The 12,192-nt window shown below is 39.6% G+C and carries 14 protein-coding genes; 13 read left to right on the top strand and 1 reads right to left on the bottom strand.

What is annotated here, in order from left to right; genetic code table 11:
- Nucleotides 1–188: 188 nt before the first annotated feature.
- From E2L03_RS03830 to E2L03_RS03815, 4 genes are read left to right on the top strand one after another with little or no spacing between them, the layout of a single operon-like run.
- On the top strand, nucleotides 189–797 hold the full coding sequence (locus tag E2L03_RS03830) for a succinate dehydrogenase cytochrome b558 subunit (protein ID WP_038481741.1): 609 nt from the start codon (nucleotides 189–191) through the stop codon (nucleotides 795–797).
- Nucleotides 798–830: 33 nt separating this feature from the next.
- Complete coding sequence (sdhA, locus tag E2L03_RS03825; RefSeq protein ID WP_038481737.1) at nucleotides 831–2,597, top strand: succinate dehydrogenase flavoprotein subunit; 1,767 nt, start codon at nucleotides 831–833, stop codon at nucleotides 2,595–2,597.
- Nucleotides 2,594–3,343 (top strand): succinate dehydrogenase iron-sulfur subunit, encoded by a 750-nt coding sequence (gene sdhB / locus E2L03_RS03820; RefSeq protein WP_038481734.1) that lies wholly within the window; start codon nucleotides 2,594–2,596, stop codon nucleotides 3,341–3,343. Before sdhA ends, sdhB begins: the two co-directional genes overlap by 4 nt.
- Before the next feature lie 57 nt (nucleotides 3,344–3,400).
- Entirely contained in the window at nucleotides 3,401–3,838 is a 438-nt protein-coding gene (locus tag E2L03_RS03815) for an acyl-CoA thioesterase (RefSeq protein ID WP_055736254.1), read from the top strand.
- A gap of 23 nt (nucleotides 3,839–3,861) precedes the next feature.
- Here the strand turns inward: E2L03_RS03815 and E2L03_RS03810 are convergent, their stop codons facing one another.
- A complete protein-coding gene (locus E2L03_RS03810; protein ID WP_035398135.1) occupies nucleotides 3,862–4,086 on the bottom strand; it encodes a helix-turn-helix domain-containing protein in 225 nt (74 codons plus the stop codon).
- Between the two features lie 371 nt (nucleotides 4,087–4,457).
- Between E2L03_RS03810 and E2L03_RS03805 the strand changes: the two genes are divergently transcribed.
- From E2L03_RS03805 to E2L03_RS03765, 9 genes are all read left to right on the top strand, one after another.
- Nucleotides 4,458–4,721, top strand: coding sequence for a phosphocarrier protein HPr (locus tag E2L03_RS03805; RefSeq protein ID WP_035398136.1), 264 nt, complete (start codon nucleotides 4,458–4,460; stop codon nucleotides 4,719–4,721).
- On the top strand, nucleotides 4,721–6,436 hold the full coding sequence (gene ptsP / locus E2L03_RS03800; RefSeq protein ID WP_038481728.1) for a phosphoenolpyruvate--protein phosphotransferase: 1,716 nt from the start codon (nucleotides 4,721–4,723) through the stop codon (nucleotides 6,434–6,436). The genes E2L03_RS03805 and ptsP overlap by 1 nt, the downstream gene beginning before the upstream one ends.
- A gap of 221 nt (nucleotides 6,437–6,657) precedes the next feature.
- A complete protein-coding gene (locus E2L03_RS03795; protein WP_038481725.1) occupies nucleotides 6,658–7,122 on the top strand; it encodes a MarR family winged helix-turn-helix transcriptional regulator in 465 nt (154 codons plus the stop codon).
- Nucleotides 7,123–7,160: 38 nt separating this feature from the next.
- Nucleotides 7,161–7,979, top strand: coding sequence for a glutamate racemase (gene racE, locus E2L03_RS03790; protein ID WP_134258586.1), 819 nt, complete (start codon nucleotides 7,161–7,163; stop codon nucleotides 7,977–7,979).
- A 131-nt stretch (nucleotides 7,980–8,110) separates the two neighbouring features.
- Nucleotides 8,111–8,350, top strand: a complete 240-nt coding sequence (gene fdxA, locus E2L03_RS03785) for a 4Fe-4S ferredoxin (protein WP_035398139.1) — start codon at nucleotides 8,111–8,113, stop codon at nucleotides 8,348–8,350.
- 185 nt (nucleotides 8,351–8,535) lie between these two features.
- Nucleotides 8,536–9,504, top strand: a complete 969-nt coding sequence (gene trhO, locus E2L03_RS03780) for an oxygen-dependent tRNA uridine(34) hydroxylase TrhO (RefSeq protein ID WP_038481719.1) — start codon at nucleotides 8,536–8,538, stop codon at nucleotides 9,502–9,504.
- A gap of 133 nt (nucleotides 9,505–9,637) precedes the next feature.
- Complete coding sequence (locus E2L03_RS03775; RefSeq protein ID WP_134258585.1) at nucleotides 9,638–10,771, top strand: GerMN domain-containing protein; 1,134 nt, start codon at nucleotides 9,638–9,640, stop codon at nucleotides 10,769–10,771.
- A gap of 97 nt (nucleotides 10,772–10,868) precedes the next feature.
- On the top strand, nucleotides 10,869–11,585 hold the full coding sequence (rph, locus tag E2L03_RS03770; RefSeq protein WP_038481713.1) for a ribonuclease PH: 717 nt from the start codon (nucleotides 10,869–10,871) through the stop codon (nucleotides 11,583–11,585).
- Between the two features lie 19 nt (nucleotides 11,586–11,604).
- Entirely contained in the window at nucleotides 11,605–12,192 is a 588-nt protein-coding gene (locus tag E2L03_RS03765) for an XTP/dITP diphosphatase (protein WP_038481710.1), read from the top strand.

The following is a 12,192-nucleotide window of genomic DNA, read 5'->3' as shown; positions in this document are numbered from 1 at the left end:
TCCGTTTTCTTGACTCAAAAAACCCCTAGGAGTAAAATGAAAGTGTTCTGTTTGTTTCATAGTTTTGTTGAATTTTTGTGAATAGGCAAGAAATGGAGCGGGAGGTACATGTATACGAAAGAGATAGAAATTGTCATTCATTTCTAAAAGGGGTAAGGAACTGGAAAACATATGTGGAGGGAACGTGTATGCCGAGTAATTTAGAGTACTTTAATCGAAGACTGCATTCGTTATTAGGAGTTATTCCTATTGGTATTTTTTTAATTCAACACTTTGTTATTAATCATTTTGCAACAAGAGGTCCAGAAGCTTTTAACCAAGCTGCACACTTTATGGAAAGCCTTCCATTTCGCTATGCACTTGAAATTTTTATTATCTTTTTACCAATTATGTTCCACGCAGTTTATGGCATTTTTATTGCTTTTAAAGGCAAGAGCAACACAAGCCGTTATGGATTTTTTAGAAACTGGATGTTCTTGTTACAACGTGTATCAGGCGTTTTCTTAGTAATCTTTATCGCTTGGCATGTCTGGGATACAAGAGTCCAAGCTATGTTAGGTCAAGAAGTAAATTACGAAATGATGGCAAATATCTTGCAAAACAATTGGATGTTTGCATTTTATATAGTGGGTATCGTCGCAGCAACTTTTCATTTTGCAAATGGATTGTGGTCGTTCGCGGTATCGTGGGGAATTACCGTAACACCTAAGTCGCAAAAAATTATGACGTATGTATCGATCGTTGTATTTATAGCACTTACATATGTAGGTGTTGCTTCAGCTCTGGCATTTGTGTAAATAAGACTTGCAACGTATAGGGAGTGGACGAAAATGAGTAAAGGAAGAATAGCTGTAGTCGGCGGCGGTTTAGCTGGCTTGATGGCTGCTATAAAAATCGCTGAAAAAGGGGTTCCAGTTGATCTTTTTTCGATTGTACCGGTAAAACGTTCTCACTCTGTTTGTGCCCAAGGTGGTATTAACGGAGCGGTAAATACAAAAGGAGAAGGCGATTCTCCAGCACTACATTTCGATGATACAGTCTATGGTGGGGATTTCTTAGCAAACCAACCTCCAGTACAAGCGATGGCAGACGCAGCACCATCGATTATCCATTTAATGGACCGAATGGGCGTCATGTTTAACAGAACGCCAGAAGGATTGCTTGATTTTCGTCGTTTTGGTGGAACACAGCATCATCGAACAGCCTTTGCTGGTGCAACAACTGGTCAGCAGTTACTATATGCATTAGATGAACAAGTTCGACGTTATGAAGTACAAGGTCTCGTAACGAAATACGAAGGTTGGGAGTTTTTATCGGCCATTATTGATGACGGTGTTTGTCGTGGCTTAACAGCACAAGAATTAAATTCTGCCGAGATTAGAAGTTTTCCAGCTGATGCTGTCATTATGGCAACAGGTGGACCGGGAATTATCTTCGGAAAATCGACGAATTCCATGATCAATACAGGCTATGCAGCAGCGAAGTTGTATGAGCAAGGCGTAGCCTACGCAAATGGTGAATTTATTCAAATCCATCCAACAGCGATTCCAGGAGACGACAAATTACGTCTGATGAGTGAGTCAGCACGTGGTGAGGGTGGACGAGTTTGGACGTATAAAGATGGAAAGCCATGGTATTTCTTAGAAGAAAAATATCCGGCTTATGGCAACCTTGTTCCTCGTGATATAGCGACACGTGAGATCTTCCATGTATGTGTTGATGAAGGTCTTGGCATTAATGGGGAAAACATGGTGTACCTTGATCTTTCCCACAAAGATCCAAAAGAACTTGATATTAAATTAGGTGGCATCATTGAAATCTATGAAAAATTCATGGGTGATGATCCTCGTAAAGTACCAATGAAAATTTTCCCTGCTGTTCACTATTCAATGGGTGGTATGTGGGTTGATTATGATCAAATGACAAATATTCCTGGACTATTCGCAGCTGGTGAGTGTGACTACTCTCAGCACGGTGCAAACCGTTTAGGCGCAAACTCCTTACTATCTGCTATTTACGGTGGTATGGTGGCAGGACCAAAAGCACTTGACTATATTAACGGATTAGATCAAGCAGCAGAAGACTTATCTTCTTCATTATTTGAAGGAGAAGTGAAAAAAGAACAAGATAAGTTTGATTCGATTCTAAAGATGGACGGAAAAGAAAATGCTTACGTTCTTCATAAAGAGTTGGGCGAATGGATGACGGATAACGTAACTGTTGTTCGTTACAACGATAAGCTTTTAAAAACCGATGAAAAGATTCAAGAACTAATGGAGCGCTTTAAAAACATTAACATTAACGACACATCTCGCTGGTCAAATCAAGGAGCATCCTTTACACGTCAGTTAGAAGGAATGTTAAATCTGGCAAGAGTTATTACAATTGGGGCTTACAATCGTAATGAAAGTCGCGGTGCTCACTACAAACCAGATTTCCCTGAGCGTAACGATGAAGAGTTCTTGAAAACAACAAAAGCTTGGTATAATCCAGCAACAGGAGCTCCTGATTTTGAATATGAAGAAGTTGATACGTCACTTATTAAACCGCGGAAACGTGACTATACACAAAAAAGTAAAGGAGCTGAAGCGAAATGAGTGACATGATTTCGATAATTATTTCGAGACAAGACGGTCCAGACGGTAGTGTTTACGATGAAGAATTTAAACTTCCTTATCGCCCAAACCTTAATGTCATCTCTTGCTTAATGGAAATTCGACGTAACCCAGTTAACGCGAAAGGTGAGCGTACAACTCCTGTAGCGTGGGATATGAACTGTTTAGAAGAAGTGTGTGGAGCCTGTTCGATGGTCATTAACGGCAAGCCTCAACAATCGTGTACAGCTTTAATAGATAAACTAGAACAGCCGATACGCCTAGAGCCAATGCGTACTTTCCCAATCGTGCGAGATTTAATGGTCGATCGTAGCCGCATGTTTGACTCTCTAAAGAAAGTAAAAGCGTGGATTCCAGTCGATGGGACGTACGATTTAGGTCCAGGGCCGAGAATGCCTGAAAAACGTCGTCAGTGGGCGTATGAACTTTCAAAATGTATGACGTGTGGTGTTTGCTTAGAGTCTTGTCCAAATGTAAACTCAAAGTCAGAGTTTATCGGGCCAGCAGCATTGTCGCAAGTTCGTTTATTTAATGCCCACCCAACGGGCGAAATGAATAAAGAAGAAAGACTTGAAGCATTAATGGATGAAGGGGGACTTTTAAACTGTGGAAACTCACAAAACTGTGTGCAGTCATGTCCAAAAGGTATTCCGTTGACAACATCTATTGCTTCATTGAACCGTGCAACGGCGCTTCAATCGTTTAAAAATTTCTTCGGTAGTTATTAAAACTCGAAAAAGGCTGTCTTTTAGGCAGTCTTTTTTTTATCAAAAGGAGCGATACTTTTGCGGTTACCAGGATATATTGAGAATTTAGAAGACTGGAAAAAAGAATTTGCTTTCTTTACAGACATCTCCGTCCGTTTTTCGGAAACAGATGCATTTGGCCATGTTAATAATACGGTTGCCTTTATTTATTTTGAGCAAGCACGTTTAGCTTTTTTTGAAAACAAGGGGCTAATGAAAGAATGGTTAAACAATGGGTTAATGATTGTTACTGCAGACTTGCAGTGTGATTATGTTGCGCAAATCCAATATGGAGATCAAGTGAAGGTCGGTGTAAAAGTACATAGACTGGGGACATCGTCAATGGATCTACATTATCTGGGTGTAGTAAACGATCGACCGGTTTTGCTTGGTCGTGGTTCACTTGTCCAAATTGATGGAAAGACAGGGAAGGCATCACCTTTTCAGAAATCTATTGAGGAAAAAATGCGCACATAAAAAAAGCCCTTTGCAGGCTTTTTTTATATTTGAATTTCTCCAAGTCGAATAAGCTCAATTACTGCTTGAGAGCGCCCCTTTACTCCCAATTTCTGCATTGTGTTCGAAATGTGATTACGAACGGTTTTTTCGCTAATAAAAAGATGATTCGCTATTTCTTTTGTCGTTTGATCTTGGACAAGTAGTTCGAATACTTCGCGTTCCCTTTTTGTAAGCAAGGGTTTAGGTCCGAAGTCTGCTCCTTTCAATATGTTCACTCCTTCATGCCGGGCTAAGAGATGGCTATCGTAACCAGAAAGGCTTTAGTCAAAACAGTATATGTATGAAGAATGGAAGATGTGAGCGTTCATGAAAAAACTTCTAAAACAAGATGTCGAAATATGCTTGTGAGCATTTGTTGTCGGATTTGGTCTAAATACAAAGAAATAAGGATTCTTTTGTGTTGAAAGGGGAAATGGGGCATGCTATAATGACGATGTTTTAAACAAAGATCTAGCTTGAATGAGGTTTTAGATTTTTTAATGAAACAAGATGTTAGTTATTTCTCATACCGGGTATGGTTGAGAAAGATCAAAAATCGGACACAACTAAATTATTCTATAGAAAAGAGGAACTTATTATGCCAGAAAAAACATTTAAAATTACAGCGGAAACAGGAATTCACGCTCGTCCAGCAACACAGTTAGTGAACAAAGCAGGTCAATTCTCTTCTGATATTACATTAGAGTACAAAGGAAAGTCTGTTAACTTAAAATCCATCATGGGCGTAATGTCTTTAGGTGTTGGCCAAGGTGCTGATGTAACAATTAAAGCTGAAGGTTCAGACGCTGATGAAGCACTAGCAGCAATTGAAGAAGTTGTAAAAGAGGGATTAGGAGAATAATGAGTAACACACTAACAGGAATCGCTGCTTCTGCAGGAATCGCGATTGCTAAAGCTTTTGTTCATGAAGAACCAGACTTTACGGTTAAGCAAAAAGAAGCATCGAACAAAGAGAAAGAAGTAGAACGTTTAACGGAAGCGTTAGCACAATCTACAAAAGAACTAGAAGAAATCAAACAAAAGGCATTAAAAGAACTTGGCGAAGACAAAGCTGAGATTTTTTCTGCCCACTTACTTGTATTAAGCGACCCTGAATTAATTGATTCTGTAAAAGGAAAAATTAATGACGATGGTGTTACAGCTGAATATGCATTAAACGAAGTTGCGGATATGTTTATTACAATGTTCGAAAACATGGATAATGCATATATGCAAGAACGTGCTGCGGATATTCGCGACGTATCTCGTCGTGTATTAGGTCATTTAATGGGGATACAAGTGGTATCATTAGCGGCAATCGCCGAAGATACTGTTATTATTGCCCATGATTTAACGCCATCAGATACGGCGCAATTAAACCCAGCTGTCATTAAAGGATTTGCAACTGATATTGGTGGCCGTACGTCCCATTCTGCGATTATGTCTCGTTCTTTAGAAATTCCAGCAGTGGTTGGAACAAAACAAGCGACGAAAACCATTGCCAATGGCGATATGATTATCGTTGATGGGATTGATGGTGATGTTTTAATTAACCCATCAGAAGAGGAACTCGCTACTTATAAGCAAAAACAACAACAATTTGCTGCGCAGAAAGCTGAGTGGGCTAAGCTTGTTAACGAAAAAACCGTTACAAAAGACGGTGTACATGTTGAATTAGCAGCCAATATTGGTACTCCTCAAGACTTAGACGGTGTACTTGCAAATGGGGCAGAAGGCATTGGTCTTTATCGTACAGAGTTTCTTTATATGGGACGAACAGAGCTTCCTAGTGAAGAAGAGCAGTTTGAAGCGTATAAAGAAGTGGTTGAACGAATGGAAGGAAAGCCTGTTGTTATTCGCACACTCGACATTGGTGGCGACAAAGAGCTCCCGTATCTTGATTTACCAGAAGAAATGAATCCGTTTTTAGGATTCCGTGCGATTCGTCTTTGTTTAGAAAAACAAGACATGTTTCGTGATCAATTGCGTGCGCTTTTAAGAGCTAGCGCATACGGAAATTTAAAGATCATGTTCCCGATGATTGCGACAATCGAAGAGCTTCGTGAAGCGAAAGAAATTTTAGCTGATGAGAAAGAAAAGCTAAAAGCAGAGGGTGTAACAGTATCAGAAGAACTGGAAGTAGGAATTATGGTAGAAATCCCTTCCACTGCTGTAGCATCACCACAATTCGCGAAAGAAGTTGATTTCTTTAGTATTGGAACAAATGACTTAATTCAGTACACAATGGCTGCGGATCGCATGAATGAACGTGTGTCCTATCTCTATCAACCTTATCACCCTGCTGTGCTAAGGCTCATTGATATGGTTATTAAGGCAGCCCATGCAGAAGGAAAATGGGTTGGTATGTGTGGTGAAATGGCAGGGGATGAAATTGCCATTCCGTTGTTGCTAGGTCTTGGATTAGATGAATTTAGTATGAGTGCGACGTCTGTATTACCAGCCCGTAGTCAGCTAAGTAAGCTTTCTAAAGAAGAGTTAAGTGCTTTTGCTCAGAGTGCCTTGCTTGAGAGTACATCTGAAGCAGTAGAAAACTTAGTTAAGAAGCATTACCAATAAAAAAATTATTCGGTAAGCGGCGCTATAGGCTTAAAAAGGTTGAGAGAATGATAACGCATTCTCTCAATTTTTTTGGTTACACGTTGTTGCCCAGTCTAGTTAGAGAATGTAGCAAAAACTGCCTTCAAATTGTTAGAAGTATCGGTTGCAGGAATAGGAAATAGTTAGGTACAATAAGAACAAAAGAGGCACGGTTTTGATTAAATGCGGAGGTGTTTTGGTTGGAAAAAACGTATGAGGTATCTTATCGCCAGTTTGAGGATATTGAAAAGTCTCTACGAAAAGTAGCAGATTTAGTGAGACAAAAAGGAAGGGAGATTTTAACGCATTTTCCTATTACTCCACCACAATTTGTCGCACTCCAATGGCTCAATGAATATGGTGATATGACCATAGGTGAACTTTCTGATCGCATGCACCTCGCTTGTAGTACCACAACTGATTTAATTGATCGTATGGAAAAGAATGAGCTCGTATCAAGGGTTAAAGATGAATCCGACCGACGTGTGGTACGAATACATTTAAAGACTAAAGGGCAAGAGATTATTTTAGAAGTGATAAAAAAGCGTCAACACTATTTAGCTGAGATGCTTGAAGATTTCTCATGTGAACAAGTTAACATACTCGAAGAAAATTTGAGCATGTTGTTAGAAACAATGAAAACAAAACGAGAAATTCGATCATAATCTTGTAAAAGTGCTAGTTTTATTGAGGAGAGAACGTTATGGATAAACCGATCGGTGTTATCGACTCGGGGTACGGTGGATTAACGGTTGCTACGGAATTGATGCGTCAATTACCAAAGGAGGCCATTTATTATGTAGGCGACTCAAAACGTTGCCCCTATGGTCCGAGATCCGTTGAAGAAGTCCGACGCTATACGTGGGAAATGATTGACCATTTATTGACATTTGAAGTGAAAATGATTGTTATTGCCTGTAATACTGCTACGGCTGTTGTGTTGCATGAAGCAAGACAAACGTTAGCTATCCCTGTAGTTGGTGTTATTCAACCAGGGGCGATTACTGCTATGAAAGTGACAAATAATCAACAGATTGCTGTTATTGGAACAACTGGAACAATAAAGAGTCAAGCGTACTCTTTAGCTCTTTCATCCATAAGTGAAGACGTTCAGGTGGAAAGTCTAGCCTGTCCACTATTCGTTCCACTCGTAGAACAGGGGATCATCGCAGGCGAAGAGGCAGAATTAATCGTAAAAGAATCCCTTGAGCCGCTACAAAATGGAACTTATGACACACTAATCTTAGGGTGTACACACTATCCGTTGCTAAAGCCTATCATTGAACACTACCTACCCTCTCATGTAACAGTTATTTCTTCCGGAGAAGAAACAGCTAGAGAAGTAAGTAGCGTGCTGTTTCACCACTCGTTAAACCGAAAAGCAGGCCAAATGCCTCAGCACAGGTTCTTTACTACAGGTGAAGCAAAGACTTTTAAAGCGTTTGCCCAGGATCGGTTTAACCTGTTGTCTGCTAAAATCGAGTCCATTACACTTGACCACCGTTTAAAACTAGAGCGTTAGGGTATAAATAAGGAAAGATTTTGAGTGAAATACTTTAAGTTTTTTGGAATCGAGTGTATGCTAGTACTATAATGAACTACAAAATTTGAAGTAAACAAGCTTCGGTTTTATACAAAGGAGTGTAACAAAGAATGGCTTTTGTAATTTTAAGTCCATGTATTGGTGAAAAAGCGGGCGAATGTGTTGATGTTTGTCCTGTAGATTGTATTGAAGAAGGGGAAGATCAATACTATATTAACCCTGACATTTGCATCGATTGTGGTGCTTGCCAAGGTGTCTGCCCTGTAGATGCGATTGTTGAGGAATATGAAATGGCACCTGAAGACGAAAAGTACTTAAAGAAAGCAGAAGCGTTTTTCGGCGTTGAATAAATAAATTCAGTAGATGCTGTCCTGTAAGGTTTCTTCTAAACCTTGACGGGACAGCTTTTTTTTGCACGCTAGACATTTGATGATATTTTTGTATAATATGGAGTGGAATAAAAGTAGCACAGATGTAATTATTGAGGTATGCCACCTGCAAATTGTATCTTGCAAATATAAGGAGATAGGTGAACATGGAAAAAGAATACCGCGTATTGTTGTACTATCATTACACAACAATTGAAGACCCAGAGCAATTCGCGATTGATCATTTAGCGTTTTGTAAAAGCTTAGATTTGAAAGGGCGCATTCTTGTTGCGACTGAAGGAATTAATGGAACGGTATCTGGCTTAAAAGAGCAAACCGACCAGTACAAACAAGCCCTTGAATCCAATCCGATCTTTAAAGGTATTGTGTTTAAAGAGGATCTTGAAGAAAAACATGTCTTTAAGAAAATGCACGTACGACCACGAGAAGAACTTGTAACGTTGCGATTGCATGAAGATGACGTTAATCCCCTTGAAGTAACAGGGAAGTATCTTTCCCCTGCTGAGTGGAAAGAAGCGATGCAGCAGGAGAATACGGTAGTTATTGATGCTCGAAATGATTATGAATACGATGTCGGTCATTTTCGAGGTGCGGTTCGACCAGATATTAAAACATTTAGAGATCTCCCAGAATGGATTCGTGAAAACAAAGAGCAATTTGAAGACAAAAAGATTTTAACATACTGTACTGGCGGCATTCGCTGTGAAAAATTTTCTGGATGGTTAAAACAAGAGGGCTTTGAGGATGTATCTCAACTTCATGGTGGAATTGTGACATACGGAAAAGATCCAGAAGTACAAGGTGAATTATGGGATGGACAGTGCTACGTTTTTGATGAACGATTAACGGTTCCGATTAATCAAGTTGATCCGAAGGTAATTGGAAAAGATTATTTTGATGGAGAGCCCTGTGAACGCTATGTAAATTGTGCAAACCCAGAATGCAATAAACAGATTCTTGCTTCAGAAGCAAATGAACATAAATATTTGCGTGGCTGTACACCTGAATGTCGTGTGCATCCGAGAAATTTATATGTTAAGGAACAGCAGCTCTCACCAGAACAGCATCAAGAACGCCTAGACGTATTAGGGGAGAAGCTTCCGGTACGTTCGTAGATGCTTTTTAAAAAATTGGTTGAAAAAAAACGCTCTTTTAAAGAGCGTTTTTTTATTTTCTTTGAACAAGCTGGTCTAAACCAAATAGTAGGCTCGTATACATGGAAGTACAACCATTCTGGGAGGGAAAGCAATGCGGAAATTAATTGGAATCAGTGCGCCACTTATTGTCACACTTACATTAGCGGTAGGGTGTTCAACTGGAGCAGATGAACCTGTAAGTTTAGATGATCCAGAAATCACATACACAAACGAAACGGAAGAAACGGATCCTTCCTTGAGTGAAGCAGATGAAGAAGGTTCGGAAGAGGAAAAGGGTGCGGAAGAAAATAAGAATACAGATGAAGACGAGGATGCAGATGCTGAGCCAACTCCTGATCAAGATCCAGAAGCACAAAACCTGCGCCAACTTTATTTGTTCGATAGTAATGGTATGGTCGTACCACAAACAATTGAACTTCCTAAAACAGATAGCACAATGAAACAATCGTTAGAATATCTTGTTGCTGATGGCCCACTTCAAGATGTATTACCAAGTGGATTTAGAGCTGTCTTACCTGCTGGAACTACTGTAGATGTGAATCATTTAAAAGAAGATAAAATTGCTGTTGCTAATTTTTCGAATGAGTTCGAAGAATACAATGTGGCAGATGAGAAGGGCATGTTTGAAGCTGTAACATGGACATTAACACAATTTGACGATGTTGATGAAGTGAAAATTGAAGTCAATGGGGTAGAGTTAGAACAGTTACCGATGAGTGAAACACCTATCGTTGGGAATTTCAGTCGTGAAGACGGTATAAATTTAGACTATAGCAATGTCGTGGACTTTACAAATAGTCAAGATGTAACCGTTTATTTCTTAGGGTCTCATGAAAACGAAACCTATTATGTTCCGGTGACACGAAGAGTTGCAGATGCGGATAATGAGATTGCTACTGTTGTAAATGAGTTAATTGACGGTCCGTCTTTACAAATGCGAACACTGCTTACAGAAATGAATGACGATATGATGTTGCTAAACGATCCAGAAATTAAAGATGGAGAACTCGTTCTAGATTTTAATGAAGCCATTCAAACGATGGTTGGCGACCAATCCTATATTGAGCAGTCCATCATTGAGTCTATTGCGCTCTCTTTAACAGAACGAAACGATGTAGAAAAAATTTCAATTCTCGTCAATGGTAAAGAGAATGTCTTTTCTGAATCTGGTGAAGCTGTAGAGACAATTCAAAGACCCGCACATATTAATAAAAATCCATTATAAGAATTGAGCACCTGTCCTTACAGGTGCTCTTTTTATTATGTTATACTATACGACGATAAAGAGAAAATCTTCTTGATAAGAAGAGGGGTAAACATACATGAGACACAATGACAGAAACCATAAGCAAATTCGACCAATTGAGATTGTCCCGAATTTTACAAAGCACGCAGAAGGATCCGTTCTTATTACAGTCGGTGAAACGAAGGTGATTTGTACAGCAACGATAGAAAATAAAGTGCCTCCTTTTTTACGAGGACAAAAAAAGGGATGGCTCACAGCTGAATATGCGATGTTACCAAGAGCGACTGAACAACGAACGATCCGAGAAGCAGCTAAAGGAAAGCTTAGCGGACGAACAATGGAAATTCAGCGTTTAATTGGTAGGTGTTTGCGAGCAGTTGTTGATTTGGACAAGCTTGGTGAAAAAACAATCTGGATTGATTGTGACGTAATTCAAGCTGATGGAGGTACTCGGACAGCTGCAATAACGGGTGCATTTGTTGCAATGGTACTTGCGTTACAGAAGACGGAGGGTGCTGAAAAGCGTCTTGTTAAAGACTACCTTGCTGCTGTGTCTGTTGGAATAGTGCAAGGTAAAGGAGCTTTGTGTGACTTAGATTACAGCGAAGATTCTACGGCAGATGTCGATATGAACGTTGTACAAACTGGTAACGGAGCGTTCGTTGAGATACAAGGTAGTGGAGAGGAAGCTGTCTTTAGTAGAGAACAATTAAATGAGTTGCTAGATCTCGCAGAAGAAGGCATAAAACAGCTAATAGAAGCACAGAAAAGCATTATTGGTGAGCTTACTTAAGGAAAAGAGGGAACTGACCATGAAAGAACTACTAATTGCAACGGCGAATAAAGGGAAAGTAGAAGATTTTAAAAAGCTATTTCAGGGTATGTATGAAGTAAAATCACTTTTAGATTATCCTCACATTCCTGACATTATAGAAGATGGCCAAACATTTCAAGATAATGCACAGAAAAAAGCTGAAGTGCTGTCAAAGGCGCTGAATGAAACCGTTGTTGCCGATGACTCTGGATTAGTCATTGACGCGCTAAATGGAAGACCCGGGGTATTTTCTGCTCGTTATGCAGGCGAAGAGAAAAACGATCAAGCTAATATGAAAAAAGTACTTGAAGATTTAAGAGGAGTGGCTGAACAAGACCGAACAGCCCGGTTTGTGTGTACTATCGCTCTAGCCAGTCCCGATAAGAAAACCATTTTCTTTGAAGGGCAGTGCGAAGGCTTTATCTCCCATAAACAAATAGGAGAGAATGGATTTGGCTACGATCCTATTTTTTATGTTGGTCAAACCACTAAAACGATGGCGCAGTTATCTCTTGAGGAAAAAAATGAAATCAGTCATCGTGCAAGAGCGATAGAGCAGTTAAACAACTATTTGATAGGAGAATAA

The sequence above is a fragment of the Shouchella oshimensis genome, assembly GCF_004375095.1.
GTDB classification, from domain to species: domain Bacteria; phylum Bacillota; class Bacilli; order Bacillales; family Bacillaceae_D; genus Shouchella; species Shouchella oshimensis.
Note: the sequence above shows the minus strand (reverse complement) of the source record. Positions and strands in the feature narration are given on the sequence as shown.

Coding starts and splice junctions, on each gene's coding strand:
- E2L03_RS03830 (WP_038481741.1), top strand. CDS start 189: ATGCCGAGTAATTTAGAGTACTTTAATCGAAGACTGCATTCGTTATTA.
- sdhA (WP_038481737.1), top strand. CDS start 831: ATGAGTAAAGGAAGAATAGCTGTAGTCGGCGGCGGTTTAGCTGGCTTG.
- sdhB (WP_038481734.1), top strand. CDS start 2,594: ATGAGTGACATGATTTCGATAATTATTTCGAGACAAGACGGTCCAGAC.
- E2L03_RS03805 (WP_035398136.1), top strand. CDS start 4,458: ATGCCAGAAAAAACATTTAAAATTACAGCGGAAACAGGAATTCACGCT.
- ptsP (WP_038481728.1), top strand. CDS start 4,721: ATGAGTAACACACTAACAGGAATCGCTGCTTCTGCAGGAATCGCGATT.
- racE (WP_134258586.1), top strand. CDS start 7,161: ATGGATAAACCGATCGGTGTTATCGACTCGGGGTACGGTGGATTAACG.
- fdxA (WP_035398139.1), top strand. CDS start 8,111: ATGGCTTTTGTAATTTTAAGTCCATGTATTGGTGAAAAAGCGGGCGAA.
- trhO (WP_038481719.1), top strand. CDS start 8,536: ATGGAAAAAGAATACCGCGTATTGTTGTACTATCATTACACAACAATT.
- E2L03_RS03775 (WP_134258585.1), top strand. CDS start 9,638: ATGCGGAAATTAATTGGAATCAGTGCGCCACTTATTGTCACACTTACA.
- rph (WP_038481713.1), top strand. CDS start 10,869: ATGAGACACAATGACAGAAACCATAAGCAAATTCGACCAATTGAGATT.
- E2L03_RS03765 (WP_038481710.1), top strand. CDS start 11,605: ATGAAAGAACTACTAATTGCAACGGCGAATAAAGGGAAAGTAGAAGAT.